Source organism: Aquabacterium sp. A08 (genome assembly GCF_011742065.1).
The window spans coordinates 1-17,216 of record NZ_JAAQQT010000534.1; the positions used below are offsets into that span (position 1 = coordinate 1).

Here is a 17,216-nt window from a genome sequence, read left to right on the forward strand (position 1 = left end):
TCCAGGTTGGCGGTGATGTTGATGTTGGTGGTGGCCCGTGGGTCGATCGGCGCCCCCGTGGGCAAGCGCAGGTCTTTCGTTTCCTTGCCGTTGCTCAGCTTGCCGACCTCGTCGGTGGCGTAGCCCTGCAGCCGCGCGCCGTTGTTGGTGATGATGTAGCCGTCTTTGTCCAGCTTGAACTCGCCGTTGCGGGTGTAGGTCACGCCGTCGGTGCCCTTGACCTGGAAAAAGCCACTGCCGTTGATGGCCAGGTCCAGCTGGTTGCCGGTGACCTTGATGTTGCCCTGGGTGAACAGTTGCGACACGGTGGCCACCTGCACCCCGATGCCGCTGTTGGAGCCGCCGGCCGCGCCCAGCGAGCTGGCGTACAGCTCGGCGAACTCGATGCGCGAGGCCTTCATGCCGGTGGTGTTGGCGTTGGCGATGTTGTGGCCGATCACGTCCAGGTTGCGGCTCGATGCGTTCAGGCCCGACAGGCCGGTTTGGAAGCTCATGGTTCTCTCCTGAGGGAAGTCGTCAGATCACAGAAACGCCAGCACCTGGTCGTAGCTCACGGTCAGGCCGCTCTCGGTGCGCATGCGCAGGGTGCCGTCCACCATGCCCACCGACTCCACCCGCTGGCGCGACAACGGAATCGCCGCCACCGACTGGCCCGCCGACGTGGCGGTCACCTGCAGGCTGGCCACCTGGGCCGGGTCCACGTTGCCCAACGCCCAGTCGAAGTTGTGCATGCCGGCCGAACGCGCGCCCAGGTTGACGCTGCCCAGCAGCTCGCCGGCGCGGCCCAGCACGTCCACGCGCACGCTGTCGGCCGCCTCGTTCAGGTTGAAGCTGCCGGTGGCGGTGCCGTCGTTCACCGACAGGCTGTTGCCCTGGGTGATGACCTGGCGCCCCACCAGCGAGGCGCCCTGCATGCTCTGCAGCGCACTGGCCTGGGCCGCCAGCCCTTTGAGCGTCTCGTTGACCTGCTGGATGCCGGTAACCGTGTTGATCTGCGCCATCTGCGTGGTCATCTGGGCGTTGTCCATCGGGTTCATCGGGTCCTGGTTGCTCAGTTGCGCGACGAACAGCTTGAGGAAGCGGTCCTGCGCCGCCTTGGGGTCGGTCGATTCGGCCTGCGCGCCGCCTTGGGCGTTGTAGGCGTCGATCTCGCTGCTGGACAGGGGGGTCATGTACATGGTGCGGGCCTCAAAGGGGTTACTGGCCCATCTGCAGCGTCTTCAGCAGCAGGGACTTGGCGGTGTTCATCACCTCGACGTTGTTCTGGTACGAACGCGAGGCCGAAATCATGTTGACCATCTCCTCCACCGGGTTGACGTTGGAGTGGGTGACGTAGCCGTCGCCGTCGGCGCTGGGGTGCTGCGGGTTGAAGACGCGGCGGTTGGGCACGTCGCTCTCCACGATGTTCTGCACCTTGACCCCGGCCGACGCGGCGTTGGGGCCCATGGGCACGGTCTGGAACAGCACCTGGCGCGCCTTGTAGGCCTGGCCGTCGGGGCCGGCCACCGCGTCGGCGTTGGCCAGGTTGCTGGCCACGGTGTTCAGGCGCTGGGCCTGGGCGCTGATGGCGCTGCCCGAAACCCCGAAAATGGTGAACATCGACATGACCGCTCTCCTTATTGGCCCTGGATGGCGCTGAGCATGGTTTTCACGTGCCCGTTGATGAAGCGCAGCGTGGACTCGTACTGGATGGCGTTGTCGGTGAAGTTGGCCCGTTGCTGGTCCATGTCCACGCTGTTGCCGTCCAGGCTGGGCTGGGTCTGCACCGTGTAGTCGGCGCGGGTGCGTTCGCCCACGCCGCCGGCGCTGGCCGCGGTGCGCAGGTGGCGCGGGTCGTGGCCGGCCAGTGGGCTGCCCACGCCGGCGCCGGGCCGCGCCGCGCCCGAGACGTTCTGCAACGCCTCCTGGAACTTGAAGTCGCGGGCCACATAGCCCGGCGTGTCGGCGTTGGCGATGTTGCTGGCGATCACCTGCTGGCGGTGCGCGCGCAACTGCAACGCGTTGGAGAAAAACTCCATGCGGCGGGTCAGTTGTTCGATCATGTGCGCTCCTGCATCTCACGGTGGCAAGCCCCACAGGGCCGATGAAAGGAATTGTCAAAAACTTGAGGCTTTTTGAAGCCCCGATAAGCCCGCCATCGCCCCGGCATTTCCCGGCTTTGCCCGCGCCGCCACCGGCCTACAGTCGCAGGGTATGACCGCCGCCCCCTGGCCCCTGCCCACCGCGCCCCGCGCCCAGCCCCTGGTGCGGCTGGCCGCTGGCGCGGCGCTGGCCCTGGCCGCCGCGGCCGCCCTGGCGCAAGCGCCGGCACCCGCGGCCGCCTGGACGGCGCAGGCCCAGCGCTGGGTCCAGCAGGAACTGGCCGGCAGCGCCCCCGGTGCCCTGCCCCTGCGCCCCGAGGTGGAGGTGGGCCAACTCGACCGCCGGCTGCGCCTGGCGCCCTGCCAGCGGGTGGAACCCTACCTGCCCGCGGGCACCCGGCTCTGGGGCCGTTCGCGCATCGGCCTGCGCTGCGTGGACCGACCCAACGGCTGGAACGTGTTCCTGCCGGTCACCGTGCGCGCCTGGGGCCCGGCCTGGGTGGTGCGCCGCCCGGTCGCGCCCGGCACGCCGCTGACGGCCGCCGACGCCGACCTCACCGAAATCGACTGGGCCGAACACCCCACCCCGGTGCTGGCCCGGACCGAGGACTGGCTGGGCCAGGAGGCGGCCCGCGCCCTCATGCCCGGCCAGGTGCTGCGCCAAGGCTGGGTGCGCACGCCCCAGGTGTTCAGCGCCGGCACCCCGGTGCGGGTGCAGGTGCGGGGCCCGGGCTTCCAGCTGTCGGCCAGCGGCCAGGCGCTGACCCACGGCCACGTCGGTCAGCCGGCCCGGGTGCGCCTGCCCAACCGCAAGGTGCTGACCGGCACCGTCCGCGACGCCGACACCGTCGAAGTCGCGCTCTGACCCGCCGGTTGTGGGGCCCGCCCCACAGTCCGCCCGCGGCCGGCCCCGCTAGCACAAAAAAAGGGTTAAAGTCGCCACACGAATGGTCGATAAGGCTCTCAAGCGCCCCCTTGTTTGGGGCTTGGAGAGTGTCATGAAAGTCAACAGCCTGCCCGAACAGTCCGTCAGTGCCACGTCCGTGGGGTCTGCCAAGCCTGCGGAACGTGCTGCTGCGACCCCCTCCAGCGCCACCCCAGCGGCGGCGCCCGACAGCCCCGCCAGCGTCTCGGTCAAGCTCTCGCCGGTCACCCAGACCATGACCAACGGCGTGGCCCGCTCCGGCACCGACGTGTTCAACGCCGAAAAGGTGCAGGCCATGCGCGCGGCCATCCAGAACGGCTCGTTCTCGGTCAACGCCGAGGCCATTGCCGACAAGATGATCGCAAACGCCCGCGAAATGCTGAGCGTGGCCAGCGCCCCCGGCCGCTCGGGCGACACCCCGCAAGCCTGACGCCCCGCATGACCCTGGCCGCGCCCTGGACCCTGTGCCTGCAGCGGCTGGACGACGCCCTGGCGGCCCTGGCCCAGGCGCAAACCGCCGCCACCGACAGCCCGGCCAGCGGCGAAGCCGACACCCTGGTGCAGCGCTGCGCGGCGCTGGCACAGGCCATGTCGGCCCTGGCCCCCGCCTTCCAGGCGACCCGCCCCCTGGGCGCTCCACCCCCGGACGTGCAGCAGCGGCTGCAGCAGCTGCAAAGCGGCCTGGACACCCTGCACGCCCACACCGCCCAGCTCTCGGCCGCCAGCCAGCGCGCGCTGCAGCAGCTGTTCCCGGCCGATCCGCTCAAGGCCTACAGCCGGCTCGGCCAGCCGCGCGGCCCCGCGCTGGGCAGCGCGGGCTACCTCAAGGCCTGAGCCACGGCGGGCGGGCGCCCCCGGCCACCCGCCGAAAGCATCCCAGACACACCAAAGGCCCCGCAGGGCCTTTGGTCGCTCCAGCAGGCACCCGGCGCGGCGTCAGTGCTCGCGCAGCCGCGCCCGCAGCCGGGCGATGGACTGGCTGTGCAACTGGCTCACCCGCGACTCGGTCACGCCCAGCACCGCGGCGATCTCCTTCAGGTTCATGTCGTGCTCGTAGTACATGCTCATCACGTACTGCTCGCGCTCGGGCAGCTTGGTGATGGCCTCCACCAGCGCACTGCGCATGCGTTGGTCGCCCAGCAGGGCCTGCGGGTCCGACTGGGCGTCGGCCGGCAGGTAGCGGTCGAGAAAATGGTCCTCGTCATCGCCCTTGGCCGACAGGTCTTCCAGGTACACCAGCTGGGTGCCGCGCACCCGCGCCAGGGTTTCCTGGTAGTCGGCCAGGCTCATGCCCAGCTCGTCGGCGATTTCCGACTCCTTCGGGCTGCGCGACAAGCGCTGTTCCAGCCGCTGCACCGCGTGTTCGATGTCTTTTTGCAGCTTGCGCGAACCGCGCGACATCCAGTCGCCGTCGCGCAGTTCGTCGAGCATGGCGCCGCGGATGCGCTGGCTGGCAAAGGTCTCGAACTGCACGCCCTGCGACGGCTCGAACCGGGCCAGGGCCTCGGTCAGGCCGATCATGCCGACCTGGATCAGGTCGTCCACCTCGACGCTGGCGGGCAGCTTGGCGATCATGTGGTGCGCCAGGCGGTGCACCAGCGGGCTGTACTGGCGGAGTTGCGCGTTCCGGTCAAGCGTGCCTTTGGCGGTGTACATCTGGAACTCCGAGGGTCTGATCGGCTGGGATCGGGCAACGCTGGCGGCAGGGGTCATCATGGGCTCGGGTCTCGGATTCGTCGATCGTCAGTGCGCTGTCGAGCAGCTTGAGCCAGCCCGACTCGGCCAGCCGGCCCGCCACGGTCCCGTTCCTGCTGGGATGATACCCCAGGGGCCAGACCACGGGAACCCAGCCCAGGCGCTGCGCGCAGGTGGCGCGCAAGGCCTGTTCGGCCTGCGCCAGCCGGGCGCTCACGTCGGGGGCAGCGGCGGGGTCGTCCACCGCCTCCAGCCGCAACACGATGGGTTGCAAGGCCGCGGCCTGGTGCAGCACCTTGACCGCGTTGTAGGCGCCGACCCGGGCCGCCGGGGCGTCGGTCAGGGCCACCAGCGGGCGGGCCGGGCTGTCGGCCAGCAGGGCGGTCAGCGCGTCCAGCGGGGCGTGCAGCAGCACCACGCCGCCGGGCGGCACGCCGTCCAGCCAGCGCCGCAGCACCTCGCGGTGGCCGGCCTGGGCGTCGGCCACGCACAGGCCGCGCGCGCCTTCCTGCACCAGCACCGGCAGGCCCAGGGCGCGCAGGCCGTGCTCCAGCCGCCACAGCAGTTCCAGGGAACGCTCGCCGTCGGGGCTGGCCACCACCGGCAGCACGCGCGTCGGCGGGCGCAGGTCCAGCGCCTGCAGGCCGTGGGCCTGGTCGAAGCCGGCCTCAAGCATGCCAGCCGTCCAGTTGCACGCCGGGCTGCACCGGATCGGTGAAGAACAACGCCAGCTCGCTGGCCTGCGGGTCCTGGGCCGACTTGCCGCTGCTGCCCATGCTCAGGCGCACCAGAGCGGCGGCGTCGGGGCGCTGCCAGTCTTCGGGCACGCGCTGGCCGGTGCACAGGCCGCGCAGCACCGCCTGGTGGCGGATCAGCGCGTCCACGGCCGGGCCGAGCTTGGCGGCCTCGTCCACCTTGGACAGCACCACGCCGTGCAGGCCGGTGTCTTTGTAGGCGGTAAACACCTCGTCCAGCGTGTCGCCGTGGGCGCCGGCGTTGAGCACCAGCAGTTTCTTGATGCTGGGGTGGTCCAGCAACGCCATCATGTCCTGGATGCGCGGGTCCTTCTGGCCCAGGCCCGCGGTGTCGATGATGACCATGCGCTTGTTGGCCAGCAGCTCCAGCAGGTCCTGCAGGGCGGCGCGGTCGTGCGCCAGGTGGGCCACCACGCCCAGCATGCGGCCGTAGGTGCGCAGCTGCTCGTAGCCGGCCACGCGGTAGGTGTCCAGGGTGATCAGGCCGACGCTGTTGGCGCCGTAGGCCTGGACGCACTGGGCCGCCAGCTTGGCGGCGGTGGTGGTCTTGCCCACGCCGGTGGAGCCGATCAGGGCGAACACACCGCCTTCGTCGCACAGGGCGCCGGCGTCGCGGGGGGTCTTCAGGTTGCGCGCCAGCACCTCCTGCACCCAACGGAAGGCGTCGGCGGCGCCGTAGGCCTCGGGCAGGCGCTCCATCACCGCGCGCGCCACCGTGGGCGAATAGCCGGCGCGGATCAGCTTGAGCATCAGGTTGGACTGGATCGGGTTCTGCTTGGCCTGGCCCAGCCAGGCCAGGGTGTTGAAGCGCTCTTCCATCAGGGCCTTGAGGCCCTGGATCTGCTCGCTCAGCTGGGGGCTGGCGGCACCGGGGGCGGCGGCGGGGGCGGGCTTGGCCTGGGCTTTGGCGGCGGGCGCGGCCGGGCGGCCAAAGGGCAGGCGCATGGCCTCTTCGGCGGCGGCCGCGCTCAGGGCGCTGCGCGCCGGGGCAGTGGGCCGGGCCACGGGCGCCGCCGGGGCGGGCCGGGCAGCGGCGACCGGCGCAGCCTGGCCCTGCAGCGCCTCGCGGCGCTTGCGCAGCATCCGTTCGCGCACGTAGTCCTGGAACGACAGGGTGCTCATCGCCAGGGTCTCGGTGTCCTGCGCCACGCTGCTCTGCGGCGACACCGGCGGCAGCTGCTGCGCGGCGCGCTGCTGCAGGCCCGGGCGTTCGGCGCGGCGCTCGGGCGCGGCCGGGGCGCTGTGGGTGGCCAGGGTGGCCAGGTGTTCCTCGGCGGTGGCCACCACCTCGAAGCCCTGCTCGGTGGAGCGGGTCGACAGGATCACCGCGCTGTCGCCAAAGGCGGCCTTGGCCTGGGCCATGGCGGCGCGCGAGTTGGGGGCAATAAAGCGTTGGGCGTTCATGCGGGCTCTCCAAGGATCGGGCCGATCCGGATCAGGTGGGTGTCAGGGATTTCGCTGTGCGCCAGCACCTGCAGGCGCGGGGCGGCGCGGCGCAGCAGGCGCGCCATGGCGGAACGGATGGCGTCGGGCACCAGCAGGCAGGCGGGCACGCCGCCCTCTTCCTGCTTGTTGGCCACCCGCGCGGCGGATTGGGTCAGCATGTCGGCCACGCCGGGGTCCAGGGCGGCCATGCCCTGGCCGCTCAGGGCCTGGGTCAGCAGCCGCTCCAGGCCGGGTTCGATGGCGATGACTTCCAGCTCGTTCACCGGGCCGTAAATCTGCTGCACGATGGCTGGGGCCAGCGCCTGGCGCACGCGCCGGGCCAGCTCCACCGGGTCCTGCGTCTGGGCCGCGTGTTCGGCCAGCGCTTCGACGATGGTGCGGATGTCGCGGATGTTCACCGACTCCTCCAGCAGCAGCTGCAGCACTTTCTGGAACACGCCGATCGAGACCATTGCAGGAACCACTTCTTCGATGAGTTTCGGGGCCAACTTCGCCACGTGCGCCACCAGCTCCTGGGTCTCGGTGCGGCTCAGCAGCTTGGCGGCGTGGACTTGCATCAAGTGTGACAAATGCGTGGCCAGCACGGTCTCGGAATCAACCACGGTGTAACCCGCCATTTGCGCGTTTTCCTTCTGGCGTTCGTCGATCCAGTGCGCCGGCAGGCCAAAGGCCGGGTCGGTGGTGGCGGTGCCGATCAGCGGCGTCTTGATGTGGCCCGGGTTGATCGCCAGGTGCTGGCCGGGGAAGCACTCGCCCTCGCCCACCACCACCCCACGCAGGGTGATGCGGTAGGCACTGGGGCGCAGCTCCAGGTTGTCGCGCACGTGCACCGCCGGCGGCAGGAAGCCCACCTCCTGCGCGAACTTCTTGCGCACGCCCTTGATGCGGGTCAGCAGGTCGCCCTGGCGGGTCTTGTCCACCAGCGGGATCAGGCGGTAGCCCAGCTCCAGGCCCAGCAGGTCCACCGGCTGCAGGTCGTCCCAGGTCGCCTCGGCGTCGGGCGCGGGCTGGGCGGCGGCGGCCGCGGCCTGCTGCGCCTGCACCTCGGCCGGCGTGGGCTGGCGCTGGGCGTGGGCCACCCAGTAGGCCACCCCGCCGATGGCGAAGGCAAACGTCAGGAACACCACGTGCGGCATGCCCGGCACCACGCCCAGCAGGAACAGCACCGAGGCGGTCACCGCCAGCACCCGCGGCGACATGAACATCTGCGACACGATCTGCTGGCCCAGTTCCTCGTCCTTGCCCACGCGCGACACGACCATGGCCGCGGCCACGGAAATCAGCAGGCCCGGCACCTGGGCCACCAGCGCGTCGCCCACGGCCAGCACAATGTAATTGTTGGCCGCGTCGCCGGCCGACAGACCGTGTTGCAGCATGCCGATGGCAAAGCCGCCGATGATGTTGATCAACAGGATCAGGATGCCGGCGATGGCGTCGCCGCGCACGAACTTGGAGGCGCCGTCCATGTTGCCGAAAAAGTCGGCCTCTTCGCCCACCTCGGCGCGGCGCTTCTTGGCCTCTTTCTCGTCGATCAGGCCGGCGTTCAGGTCGGCATCGATCGCCATTTGCTTGCCGGGCATGGCGTCCAGCGTGAAGCGGGCACCCACTTCGGCGATCCGCTCGGCGCCCTTGGTGATGACCACGAAGTTGATCACCACCAGGATCAGGAACACCGTCAGGCCGACGGCGAAGTTGCCGCCCACCAGAAAGGTACCGAAGGCCTCGATCACCGAGCCGGCGGCGCCCGGGCCGGTGTGGCCGTCCATCAGCACCACGCGGGTGGAGGCGACGTTGAGCGACAGGCGCAGCAGCGTGGTCAGCAGCAGCACCACCGGGAAGGCCAGAAAGTCCAGTGCCCGCTTCATGTAGGCGGCCACCATCATCACCGTCAGCGCCAGGGCGATGTTGAGGGTGAAGAAGGTGTCGAGCAGCCAGGGCGGCAGCGGCAGCACCATCATGGAGAGCACCAGCATCACCAGGATCGGCGCGGCCAGGGCCTGTCCGTGGCCACGGCCGCGGCCGAGCCAGGACTGGAGGTGTTGCAGGGCGGCGTTCATGCGTCAGGGCTCCGGGTCGTCTTCAAGGGGCGGGGGCGGTGCGGCCGTGGTGCGGGTCCAGCTCCACCGGCACGTCGGGTTGCGGCACCTCGCGCGGCATGGCGCCTTCGCCACGCAGCGCCGCCCGCAGGCGGTACACATAGGCCAGCACCTGGGCCACGGCGGTGAACAGCGCGGCGGGCACCTGCTGGTCGATCTCGGTGTGGGCGTACAGGGCGCGCGCCAGCATCGGCGACTCCAGCACCGGCACCTGGCTGTCCTGGGCCATGTCGCGGATGCGCAACGCGACCAGGTCGGCGCCCTTGGCGATGACGTGCGGCGCGGCCATGGTCTTCTCGTCGTACTTCAGCGCCACGGCGTAGTGGGTCGGGTTCATCACCACCAGGTCGGCGGCCGGCACCCGGGCGACGCTGTTGCCCTGCGCGATCTCGCGCTGGCGCTGGCGCAACTTGCCCTTGAGCTGCGGATTGCCCTCGGACTCCTTGTGCTCGTCCTTCACTTCCTTGAGCGACATCTTCAGCTTGTTGGCGTGCAGGTACTGCTGCAGCGGCACGTCGATCACGGCGATCAGCGCCACCACCGCCAGCAGCCCGCCCACGCCCACGCCGAACCACTCGCCCAGCTGGCTCATGGAGCTTTCCAGCGGGCGCATCAGCAGGGTGCCAAACTCCAACAGGTGGCTGCTGACGAAATAGGCCGCCACCAGCGCCAGCAGCACCGTGATCGCGGTCAGCTTGAGCACCTCGAAAAACTGCTGGCGCGAGAACAAGCGCTTGAAGCCGCTCAGCACCCCGATCTTCGAGAAATCCGGCACCAGCGGCTTGACGCTGTAGGCGTACGAGCCCGAGGCCACCATGGCCAGCACGGCCACGGCCGCCACCACCAGGCCCAGCGGCAGGAAGAACACCAGCGCCTCGGTCAGGGCGCGGGCCAGCACCTCCAGCACCGCCTCGGGGTGGCGCACCGTGTCGCGGTCGAAGGACAAGCTCAGGCGCATGGCCTGGCGCAGCCGCTCGTAGCCCCAGGGCACCAGCACCGACAGGGTGAGCAGCCCGCCGCCCAGCACCGCCAGGTGCGACAGGTCGCGCGAGCGCGGCACCTGGCCGTCTTCTCGCGCCTTTTTCAGGCGCTGCGGCGTGGCCGGCAGGTTTTTGTCTTGGGTGGAGGAGTCCATGGGCGGTGCAACGAATCGTTGACCGCATTGTCTGGCGCGGGCCGGTTTTCTAAAGCCCGATCAGGCCGGCAAAACCGGCCCTATTCCCCCGCGAGCGCTCAGAAGCCCAGGCTGGACAGCAGGTCGTCCACCTGCGCCTGGCTGGTCACCACGTCGGTGCGGCCGGCGGCGTCCACCACCGGCCCGGACAGGGCCTCGCGCGGGGCGGCCGGGGCGGCCGGTTTGCCCTCGGCCTCCAGGGCGTGTGGCGCGGCCTGCAACAGCAGCTGCAGCAACTGCTCCTCGATGGTCGCCGCCAGCGACACCACCTTCTTGATCACCTGGCCGGTCAGGTCGTGGAAGTCCTGGGCCAGCATGATCTCGGTCAGGTGCTGGTCGGTGCGCTCGGCGCCCTGGCGGATGCCGTCCGACCACTCCAGCAGCTCGGGCATGGCCCATTTCAGGCCCGGCACCCGGCCGATGGTGTCGACCAGCTGCTGGCTCTGCGCCACCACCCGTGCCTGCTCGGCCTTGGCCTCGTCGACGCGGTTGAGCACCTTGTCGGCGGCCTCGCCGGTCAACCGGGCGATGTACTCCAGCCGGCTGCGGGCGTCGGGCAGTTCGTCCACCGTGCCCTTGAGCAGTGGGGTGTAGCCCAGTTCGTTCAGGGCGTCGTGCAGCTGGCGGGTGATGGCTCCCAGCTGCTGGAACATCTCGGTCGAGGACTCGCCCGCGGTCGGGTGCTGGCTCATGGGTGGCCTCCGCTCACCAGCCCATCTTCTTGAAGATGTTGGCCAGTTTTTCTTCGAGCGTCGCCTTGGTGAAAGGCTTGACGATGTAGCCCGCCGCCCCGCCCTGGGCGGCGGCGATGATGTCTTCCTTGCGCGCCTCGGCGGTGACCATCAGCACCGGGATGTGCTTGAGCTTGTCGTCGGCCTTGATCTGGGTCAGCAGCTCGAAGCCGTTCATGTTCGGCATGTTGATGTCGCTGACCACGAAGTCGAACTTGCCGTTGCGCAGTTTGTGCAGCGCGGCCACACCGTCCTCGGCCTCGTCGGCGTCGGTGTGCCCAATTTCCTTGAGCAGGTTGCGCACGATGCGGCGCATCGTGGAAAAGTCGTCAACGATCAAAAAACGCAAATCGGCCATGTAGGACTCCGTCTGGAGAGGGCTCTAAGTGTAAGGCTTGGGGGCACGGCTCAGCGCGGCGTGCCCGCCGGTGGGGGCGGCAGCGACAGGGTGGGCAACGGCGGCAGCCGGATGGAGGGGCCCGCGCCCGAGGCGGTGCCCGCGCTCTGGGCGCCCGGCGTGGCGCCCACTGGGCCGCCAGTCGGCGGCGCCCCATTGACGCGCTCCAGCGGCAGGCCGTTGTCCAGCACCTCGGCACCGTCCAGCACAGTGGCGGCCTCGAAGGCCTGGTCCATGCGGGCCTCGGCCTCGCGCGTCATCACCAGAATGCTGATGCGCCGGTTGACCGGGTCGAACGGCCGGTCGGCCACCAGCGGCTGGCTGGCCGCCAGGCCCACCACCCGGGCCAGCTTGCCCTCGGGCAGGCCGGCGCTGACCAGTTCGCGCCGGGACGCGTTGGCGCGGTCGGCCGACAGCTCCCAGTTGCTGTAGGCGCGCTCGCCGCTGCCGTAGGGGGTGGCGTCGGTGTGGCCGGACAGGGCGATGCGGTTGTCCACGTCGCTCAAGGCAGAGCCAATTTCCCGCAGGATGTCGCGCATGTAGGGCTGCACCAGCGCGCTGCCCACGTTGAACATGGCCCGGTTCTGGTCGTCCACGATCTGGATGTTCAGCCCGTCCTGCACCATCTCCAGCCGGATCTGGCTCTTGTACTCGGCCAGCCGCAGGTTGGCGTTGATCACGTTTTCGATTTTCTGGCGCAGGTTGTCGATCCGCTCACGGTCCTGGCGGCGGGCTTCGGCGCGCGCCACCTGGGCCCCCAGCTCGCGCGTCTTCAGATCCACGTCGCCGCTGGCCACCTCGCCGGTGGTCTTGGTCAGGTCGTCGCCCCCGCCGGGCAAGATGCTGTCGCTGGCGCCGCTGCCCGGGCCGCCGAACAGCGTCACCTTCAACGGCGCGTTGAAGTAGTCGGAAATGCCCTTGCGGTCGCCCTCGGTGGTCGAACCCAGCAGCCACATCAGCAGGAAGAAGGCCATCATCGCCGTCACGAAGTCGGCGTAGGCGATCTTCCAGGCGCCCCCATGCGCCGCGTGCCCGCCCTTCTTGACGCGCTTGATGATGATGGGTTGCAGCGGTTTGCCCGAGGCGCTCATGGCGGTGCGGTCCTGACCTGGGGGTTACTTCTTGGTCTTGACGTGGGCTTCGAGCTCCGAGAACGTCGGGCGTTCGGTGGAGTAGAGCACCTTGCGGCCGAACTCGATCGCGGTCATGGGGGCGTAGCCCTGCATGCTGGCCAGCAGGGTGGTCTTGATGCACTGCAGTTCCTTGCTGCCCTCGTCCATCTTCTGCTCCAGCAGGCCCGCCAGCGGTTCGACGATGGCGTAGGCCAGGAAAATGCCGAGGAACGTGCCCACCAGGGCCGAGCCGATCATGCCGCCCAGCACCGCCGGCGGCTGACCGACCGAGCCCATGGTCTTGATCACCCCCAACACCGCCGCCACGATGCCGAAGGCCGGCAGCGCCCCGGCCAGCCGGGTGAAGGCCCCGACCACCGCGTGCTCCTCCTGGTGGTGGGTGTCGATCTCGCTGTCCATCAGCGCCTCGATCTCGTGCGCGTTCAGGTTGCCCGAGACCATCATGCGCAGGTAGTCGGTCACGAACTCGACCACGTGGTGGTCGGTGCCGACGGTCGGGTATTTCTGGAACAGGGGCGAGGCGTCCGGGTTTTCCACGTCGCTCTCGATCGCCATCAGTCCTTCCTTGCGGGCCTTCTGCAGGATCTCGTAGAGCATGGAGAGCAGCTCCATGTAGCGGTCCTTGGTGTACTTGGACGGCTTCATCGCCTTGCCAAAACCACCGGCCACCGCCTTGAGCACCTTGGGCTGGTTGTTCACCACGAAAGCGCCCATGGCCCCCCCGAGGATGATGAACATCTCCAGCGGCAGCGCCTTGAGGATGACGCCGATGTTGCCCCCCGCCATGATGTAGCCACCGAAGATGCAGCCCAGCGCCACCACATAGCCGATGATCACAAACATAAGCGTTCAGTCCTGAGGGGATTGCAAAACCATTGTATCGGCAGGGGCGCCCGCGACTTCAGGCCCAGCGCCGCCAGACGGCCTGGGCGCGCCACAGCCAGCGGCCCAGGCCCAGCAGCTTCCAGCCCCAGCGCAGGCCACGCCGGGGCCGGCGCAGCACCAGGGCCACGGCGGCCAGCGCCGGCACCCAGGGGTGGTCGCGCAGCCAGCGGCCGGCGTCCCGGGCCTGTTCGGCCGCGGCAAAGCCGGGGCGCAGGGCGGCGCCGTGGCCGGCCAGGCGCTCGCGCAGCACGCCGGAGCGGTGCACCAGTTCCAGCCGGCGCCGCCAGCGGTCTTCGGGGCTGCTCATGGGCGCAGGCGCTCGGCGTCCTGGGCGAGTTCGGCGGTGCTGGCCTCGAACCAGACCCGCTGTCGCGCCCAGGTGCGGGCCAGGCCCGCCAGCGCCACGCCGCCCAGGGTGAGGAAGACGGCGCTGAACAGCGCCAGCGCCAGCACCCGGTGGCTGTCCCAGAGCAACACGGTCAGCAGCACCGCCAGAAAGCCCAGACCCAGCACCAGCAGCAGCACCGCCGCCAGGCCCAGCAACAGCAGGGCCACGACGCCGTGCGCGTGCTCGCGCGCCTCCAGCGCCACCAGGGCCAGCCGCACGCGCAGCAGTTCCACCCCGTCGTGCAGCCAGCCGCGCAGCCCGGCCAGCAAGGACTCGGGCGGCGCCGCGTCCGTCGGTCGTCCGGCGTCAGCCATGGCGTGGGCCGGTCAACGCCACCGTCAGCGGCGGCTGATCAGCAGCCCGATGATCAGGCCCGCCCCGGCGGCGATGCCGATGGACTTCCAGGGGTGCTCGTGGACGTAGTGGTCGGTGGCCTTGGCCACTTCGCGGGTCTTGGCCTTGAGGGCATCTTCCGCGTCGGCCAGCTTGTGGCGGGCGCTGCGCAGGTTGTCCTGCATGCGCTCGCGCAGAGCGGCCACTTTTTCGCCGGTCTGGTGGGCAGTGGCGGCCAGCAACTCTTCGGCGTCGGCGACCACGACCTTGAGGTCGGCCACCAGTTTGTCTTTGGGTTGCAGCGTGCTGTCTGGCATGGAAGGCTCCCGATAAAAACTAGGACAGAACCACTATATCAGGCAGACGCCTTGGCCGCATCCGGATTGCGCAGGCGGATGTGCAGCTCGCGCAACTGCTTTTCGTCGACCGGGCTGGGGGCCTGGGTCAGCAGGCACTGGGCGCGCTGGGTCTTGGGGAAGGCGATCACGTCGCGGATCGACTCGGCCTTGGTCATCAGGGTGATCAGGCGGTCCAGGCCAAAGGCCAGGCCGCCGTGCGGCGGGGCGCCGTACTGCAGCGCGTCCAGCAGGAAACCGAACTTGAGCTGCGCGTCCTCGGCCGAGATGTTGAGCGCCGAGAACACCTTGCTCTGCACGTCGGCGCGGTGGATACGCACCGAACCGCCACCCAGCTCCCAGCCGTTGAGCACCATGTCGTAGGCCTTGGCGACGCAACGGCCCGGGTCGGTGTCCATGAACTCCTCGTGGCCGTCCTTGGGCGCGGTGAACGGGTGGTGCACCGCGTTCCAGCGGTGGGCCTCGTCGTCGTACTCGAACATCGGGAAGTCCACCACCCACAGCGGCGCCCAGCGGTCTTCGAAAATGCCTTGCTTCTTGGCGAAGTCGCTGTGGCCGATCTTGACCCGCAGCGCGCCGATGGCGTCGTTCACCACCTTGGCCTTGTCGGCACCGAAGAACAGCAGATCGCCGTTCTGCGCGCCCGAGCGCTGCAGGATGGCGGCGATGGCGGCGTCGTGCAGGTTCTTGACAATGGGGCTCTGCAGGCCGTCACGGCCCTGGGCCACGTCGTTGACCTTGATCCAGGCCAGGCCCTTGGCGCCGTAGATCTTGACGAAGTCGGTGTACGCGTCGATCTCGGAGCGGCTCATCTCGGCGCCGCCCGGCACGCGCAAGGCCACCACACGGCCGTTATGGGCCTGGGCCGGTGCGCTGAACACCTTGAAATCCACGTCGGCCATCACGTCGGTCAGCTCGGTGAATTCGAGCTTCACACGCAGGTCGGGCTTGTCGGAACCGTAGCGGTGCATCGCGTCGGCGTAGGCCATGACCGGGAACTCGCCCAGGTCCACGCCCATGGCGTGCTGGAACACGCTCTTGATCATGCCCTGGAACATCGCGCGGATGTCTTCCTCGGTCATGAACGAGGTCTCGATGTCGATCTGGGTGAATTCCGGCTGGCGGTCGGCGCGCAGGTCCTCGTCGCGGAAGCACTTGGTGATCTGGTAGTAGCGGTCGTAACCGGCCACCATCAGCAGCTGCTTGAACAACTGGGGCGACTGCGGCAGCGCAAAGAACTGGCCGTCGTGCACCCGGCTGGGCACCAGGTAGTCGCGCGCGCCTTCGGGCGTGCTCTTGGTCAGCATGGGGGTTTCGATGTCCACAAAACCGTTCGCGTCGAGGAACTTGCGCACCTCCATGGCCACCTTGTAGCGCAGCATCAGGTTGCGCTGCATGTAGGGGCGGCGCAGGTCCAGCACGCGGTGCGTCAGGCGGGTGGTTTCGCTCAAGTGCTCGTCGTCGAGCTGGAACGGCGGCGTGACCGAGGCGTTGAGCACGGTGATCTCGTGGCAGAGCACCTCGATCTTGCCGCTCTTCATGTTGTCGTTGGTGGTGCCTGCGGGGCGGGCGCGCACCAGGCCCTTGACCTGCACACAGAACTCGTTGCGCAGGCCTTCGGCGGTCTTGAACATCTCGGCGCGGTCGGGGTCGCAGACCACCTGCACATAGCCTTCGCGGTCGCGCAGGTCGACGAAGATCACCCCGCCGTGGTCGCGGCGGCGGTTGACCCAGCCACACAAAGTCACTTGCTGGCCCAACAGGGCTTCGGTCACCAGACCGCAGTATTCGCTACGCATTGCCATACATCTCTGCTTTCAGGAAAAAGTTCAGGCCGGGCCCACGGCCGGCGCAACGGGCGCCAGGGCCGCGCCTTTGGCGCCCCCCGGCACGATGACGCCCATGGAAATCACATAGGTCAGCGCCTCGTCCACGCTCATCGCGAGTTCGACGCAGTCGCGCTTGTGCACCATCACGAAGTAGCCGCCGGTGGGGTTGGGCGTGGTGGGCACGTACAGGCTCAGGTAGTCCTGGGCCGGCAGGTGGCGGGCCACGTCGCCCCCCGGCGCACCGGTCAGGAAGGCGATGGTCCACATGCCCTCGCGCGGCCACTGCACCAGCATGGCCTTGCGGAAGGCGTTGCCTTTTTCGGAGAGCAGCGTGTCGGACACCTGCTTGACGCCGGAATAGATGGAGCGCACCACCGGGATGCGGTGCAGCAGCGCGTGCCACCAGTTGACCAGCTTGTTGCCCACGAAGTTGGACGCCAGCGCCCCGATCGTCAGCAGAATGGCCAGCGCCAGCAGGACCCCCAGGCCGGGGATGTGCATGCCCAGCCAGCGGTCGGGCTGCCAGGCTTGGGGCAGGATGTTCAGGGTCTGGTCCAGGGTGGACACCACCCAGTCCAGCACCCACAGGGTGATGATGAGCGGCACCAGCACCAGCAGGCCGGCCAGCAGCCATTTGCGCAAGGCAGCCATCCGTGGCGGCTCAGTGGCAGGCGCAGGAACCGCCGCAGGGCGTGGACGCCGCCGCCGGGCTGGCGTCGCCGCTGGACGCGGCGGGAGCGTCGGCCGCAGCGGTCGCGGTGGCGGCCGCCGCCCCGGTGGCCGGCGCGGAGGTCGCGCCGCTGCCGCCGCGGAAGTCGGTCACGTACCAGCCGGAGCCCTTGAGCTGGAAGCCGGCGGCGGTGAGCTGTTTGCGGAAGCTGGCGGCACCGCAGGCCGGGCAATCGGTCAGCGGAGCATCGGAGATTTTTTGCAGGACGTCCTTGGCGTGGCCGCAGGACTCGCACTTGTACGCGTAGATGGGCATGGCAATC

22 protein-coding genes are annotated in these 17,216 nt (G+C 69.4%); 3 read left to right on the plus strand and 19 right to left on the minus strand.

Annotation, left to right across the window (positions count from 1 at the left end; translation table 11 throughout):
• From HA630_RS04030 to flgB, 4 genes are all read right to left on the minus strand, one after another.
• The coding region (locus tag HA630_RS04030) for a flagellar hook-basal body complex protein (protein ID WP_166832530.1) at positions 1-494 on the minus strand (494 nt) is incomplete at its 3' end.
• Between the two features lie 27 nt (positions 495-521).
• Complete coding sequence (locus tag HA630_RS04035; protein ID WP_166832608.1) at positions 522-1,172, minus strand: flagellar hook assembly protein FlgD; 651 nt, start codon at positions 1,170-1,172, stop codon at positions 522-524.
• A 25-nt stretch (positions 1,173-1,197) separates the two neighbouring features.
• The gene (gene flgC / locus HA630_RS04040; protein WP_166832532.1) at positions 1,198-1,605 is read right to left on the minus strand and encodes a flagellar basal body rod protein FlgC; all 408 of its coding nucleotides are present in this window, start codon (positions 1,603-1,605) and stop codon (positions 1,198-1,200) included.
• 11 nt (positions 1,606-1,616) lie between these two features.
• A complete protein-coding gene (gene flgB / locus HA630_RS04045) occupies positions 1,617-2,042 on the minus strand; it encodes a flagellar basal body rod protein FlgB (RefSeq protein WP_166832534.1) in 426 nt (141 codons plus the stop codon).
• A 151-nt stretch (positions 2,043-2,193) separates the two neighbouring features.
• On the opposite strand from flgB, the gene flgA reads away from it, so the two are divergent.
• The 3 genes from flgA to HA630_RS04060 all read left to right on the plus strand — a co-directional run bounded on the left by flgA (position 2,194) and on the right by HA630_RS04060 (position 3,840).
• Positions 2,194-2,946, plus strand: coding sequence for a flagellar basal body P-ring formation chaperone FlgA (gene flgA / locus HA630_RS04050; RefSeq protein ID WP_166832536.1), 753 nt, complete (start codon positions 2,194-2,196; stop codon positions 2,944-2,946).
• A gap of 133 nt (positions 2,947-3,079) precedes the next feature.
• The gene (gene flgM, locus HA630_RS04055) at positions 3,080-3,436 is read left to right on the plus strand and encodes a flagellar biosynthesis anti-sigma factor FlgM (protein ID WP_166832538.1); all 357 of its coding nucleotides are present in this window, start codon (positions 3,080-3,082) and stop codon (positions 3,434-3,436) included.
• An 8-nt stretch (positions 3,437-3,444) separates the two neighbouring features.
• Entirely contained in the window at positions 3,445-3,840 is a 396-nt protein-coding gene (locus tag HA630_RS04060) for a hypothetical protein (protein ID WP_166832540.1), read from the plus strand.
• A gap of 102 nt (positions 3,841-3,942) precedes the next feature.
• Here the strand turns inward: HA630_RS04060 and HA630_RS04065 are convergent, their stop codons facing one another.
• The 15 genes from HA630_RS04065 to HA630_RS04135 form a co-directional block, all read right to left on the minus strand.
• Positions 3,943-4,662, minus strand: coding sequence for an RNA polymerase sigma factor FliA (locus HA630_RS04065; RefSeq protein WP_166832542.1), 720 nt, complete (start codon positions 4,660-4,662; stop codon positions 3,943-3,945).
• On the minus strand, positions 4,637-5,377 hold the full coding sequence (locus tag HA630_RS04070) for a hypothetical protein (RefSeq protein ID WP_166832544.1): 741 nt from the start codon (positions 5,375-5,377) through the stop codon (positions 4,637-4,639). The genes HA630_RS04065 and HA630_RS04070 overlap by 26 nt, the downstream gene beginning before the upstream one ends.
• The gene (gene flhF / locus HA630_RS04075) at positions 5,370-6,860 is read right to left on the minus strand and encodes a flagellar biosynthesis protein FlhF (RefSeq protein WP_166832546.1); all 1,491 of its coding nucleotides are present in this window, start codon (positions 6,858-6,860) and stop codon (positions 5,370-5,372) included. Before flhF ends, HA630_RS04070 begins: the two co-directional genes overlap by 8 nt.
• Complete coding sequence (gene flhA / locus HA630_RS04080; RefSeq protein WP_166832548.1) at positions 6,857-8,959, minus strand: flagellar biosynthesis protein FlhA; 2,103 nt, start codon at positions 8,957-8,959, stop codon at positions 6,857-6,859. Before flhA ends, flhF begins: the two co-directional genes overlap by 4 nt.
• A gap of 22 nt (positions 8,960-8,981) precedes the next feature.
• Positions 8,982-10,133 (minus strand): flagellar biosynthesis protein FlhB, encoded by a 1,152-nt coding sequence (locus HA630_RS04085; protein ID WP_166832550.1) that lies wholly within the window; start codon positions 10,131-10,133, stop codon positions 8,982-8,984.
• A 98-nt stretch (positions 10,134-10,231) separates the two neighbouring features.
• Positions 10,232-10,864 (minus strand): protein phosphatase CheZ, encoded by a 633-nt coding sequence (locus HA630_RS04090; protein WP_166832552.1) that lies wholly within the window; start codon positions 10,862-10,864, stop codon positions 10,232-10,234.
• A 13-nt stretch (positions 10,865-10,877) separates the two neighbouring features.
• On the minus strand, positions 10,878-11,261 hold the full coding sequence (gene cheY / locus HA630_RS04095) for a chemotaxis response regulator CheY (protein ID WP_166832555.1): 384 nt from the start codon (positions 11,259-11,261) through the stop codon (positions 10,878-10,880).
• Positions 11,262-11,311: 50 nt separating this feature from the next.
• Entirely contained in the window at positions 11,312-12,391 is a 1,080-nt protein-coding gene (gene motB / locus HA630_RS04100) for a flagellar motor protein MotB (RefSeq protein WP_166832557.1), read from the minus strand.
• A gap of 24 nt (positions 12,392-12,415) precedes the next feature.
• A complete protein-coding gene (motA, locus tag HA630_RS04105) occupies positions 12,416-13,276 on the minus strand; it encodes a flagellar motor stator protein MotA (protein WP_166832559.1) in 861 nt (286 codons plus the stop codon).
• A 58-nt stretch (positions 13,277-13,334) separates the two neighbouring features.
• Complete coding sequence (locus tag HA630_RS04110) at positions 13,335-13,625, minus strand: hypothetical protein (protein ID WP_166832561.1); 291 nt, start codon at positions 13,623-13,625, stop codon at positions 13,335-13,337.
• A complete protein-coding gene (locus HA630_RS04115; RefSeq protein ID WP_166832563.1) occupies positions 13,622-14,020 on the minus strand; it encodes a phage holin family protein in 399 nt (132 codons plus the stop codon). Before HA630_RS04115 ends, HA630_RS04110 begins: the two co-directional genes overlap by 4 nt.
• A gap of 24 nt (positions 14,021-14,044) precedes the next feature.
• Positions 14,045-14,356, minus strand: coding sequence for a YqjD family protein (locus HA630_RS04120; protein ID WP_166832565.1), 312 nt, complete (start codon positions 14,354-14,356; stop codon positions 14,045-14,047).
• Between the two features lie 38 nt (positions 14,357-14,394).
• Positions 14,395-16,200, minus strand: coding sequence for an aspartate--tRNA ligase (gene aspS / locus HA630_RS04125; RefSeq protein WP_166832567.1), 1,806 nt, complete (start codon positions 16,198-16,200; stop codon positions 14,395-14,397).
• Positions 16,201-16,224: 24 nt separating this feature from the next.
• Positions 16,225-16,875, minus strand: coding sequence for a DUF502 domain-containing protein (locus HA630_RS04130; protein ID WP_166832569.1), 651 nt, complete (start codon positions 16,873-16,875; stop codon positions 16,225-16,227).
• Positions 16,876-16,885: 10 nt separating this feature from the next.
• Positions 16,886-17,209, minus strand: coding sequence for an FmdB family zinc ribbon protein (locus HA630_RS04135; RefSeq protein WP_166832571.1), 324 nt, complete (start codon positions 17,207-17,209; stop codon positions 16,886-16,888).
• Positions 17,210-17,216: the final 7 nt, after the last annotated feature.

Coding starts and splice junctions, on each gene's coding strand:
- HA630_RS04070 (WP_166832544.1), bottom strand. CDS start 5,377: ATGCTTGAGGCCGGCTTCGACCAGGCCCACGGCCTGCAGGCGCTGGAC.
- HA630_RS04035 (WP_166832608.1), bottom strand. CDS start 1,172: ATGACCCCCCTGTCCAGCAGCGAGATCGACGCCTACAACGCCCAAGGC.
- flhF (WP_166832546.1), bottom strand. CDS start 6,860: ATGAACGCCCAACGCTTTATTGCCCCCAACTCGCGCGCCGCCATGGCC.
- motA (WP_166832559.1), bottom strand. CDS start 13,276: ATGTTTGTGATCATCGGCTATGTGGTGGCGCTGGGCTGCATCTTCGGT.
- flgM (WP_166832538.1), top strand. CDS start 3,080: ATGAAAGTCAACAGCCTGCCCGAACAGTCCGTCAGTGCCACGTCCGTG.
- HA630_RS04060 (WP_166832540.1), top strand. CDS start 3,445: ATGACCCTGGCCGCGCCCTGGACCCTGTGCCTGCAGCGGCTGGACGAC.
- aspS (WP_166832567.1), bottom strand. CDS start 16,200: ATGGCAATGCGTAGCGAATACTGCGGTCTGGTGACCGAAGCCCTGTTG.
- flgA (WP_166832536.1), top strand. CDS start 2,194: ATGACCGCCGCCCCCTGGCCCCTGCCCACCGCGCCCCGCGCCCAGCCC.
- cheY (WP_166832555.1), bottom strand. CDS start 11,261: ATGGCCGATTTGCGTTTTTTGATCGTTGACGACTTTTCCACGATGCGC.
- flhA (WP_166832548.1), bottom strand. CDS start 8,959: ATGAACGCCGCCCTGCAACACCTCCAGTCCTGGCTCGGCCGCGGCCGT.
- HA630_RS04085 (WP_166832550.1), bottom strand. CDS start 10,133: ATGGACTCCTCCACCCAAGACAAAAACCTGCCGGCCACGCCGCAGCGC.
- HA630_RS04065 (WP_166832542.1), bottom strand. CDS start 4,662: ATGTACACCGCCAAAGGCACGCTTGACCGGAACGCGCAACTCCGCCAG.
- HA630_RS04120 (WP_166832565.1), bottom strand. CDS start 14,356: ATGCCAGACAGCACGCTGCAACCCAAAGACAAACTGGTGGCCGACCTC.
- HA630_RS04110 (WP_166832561.1), bottom strand. CDS start 13,625: ATGAGCAGCCCCGAAGACCGCTGGCGGCGCCGGCTGGAACTGGTGCAC.
- HA630_RS04130 (WP_166832569.1), bottom strand. CDS start 16,875: ATGGCTGCCTTGCGCAAATGGCTGCTGGCCGGCCTGCTGGTGCTGGTG.
- HA630_RS04135 (WP_166832571.1), bottom strand. CDS start 17,209: ATGCCCATCTACGCGTACAAGTGCGAGTCCTGCGGCCACGCCAAGGAC.
- motB (WP_166832557.1), bottom strand. CDS start 12,391: ATGAGCGCCTCGGGCAAACCGCTGCAACCCATCATCATCAAGCGCGTC.
- HA630_RS04090 (WP_166832552.1), bottom strand. CDS start 10,864: ATGAGCCAGCACCCGACCGCGGGCGAGTCCTCGACCGAGATGTTCCAG.
- HA630_RS04115 (WP_166832563.1), bottom strand. CDS start 14,020: ATGGCTGACGCCGGACGACCGACGGACGCGGCGCCGCCCGAGTCCTTG.
- flgC (WP_166832532.1), bottom strand. CDS start 1,605: ATGTCGATGTTCACCATTTTCGGGGTTTCGGGCAGCGCCATCAGCGCC.
- flgB (WP_166832534.1), bottom strand. CDS start 2,042: ATGATCGAACAACTGACCCGCCGCATGGAGTTTTTCTCCAACGCGTTG.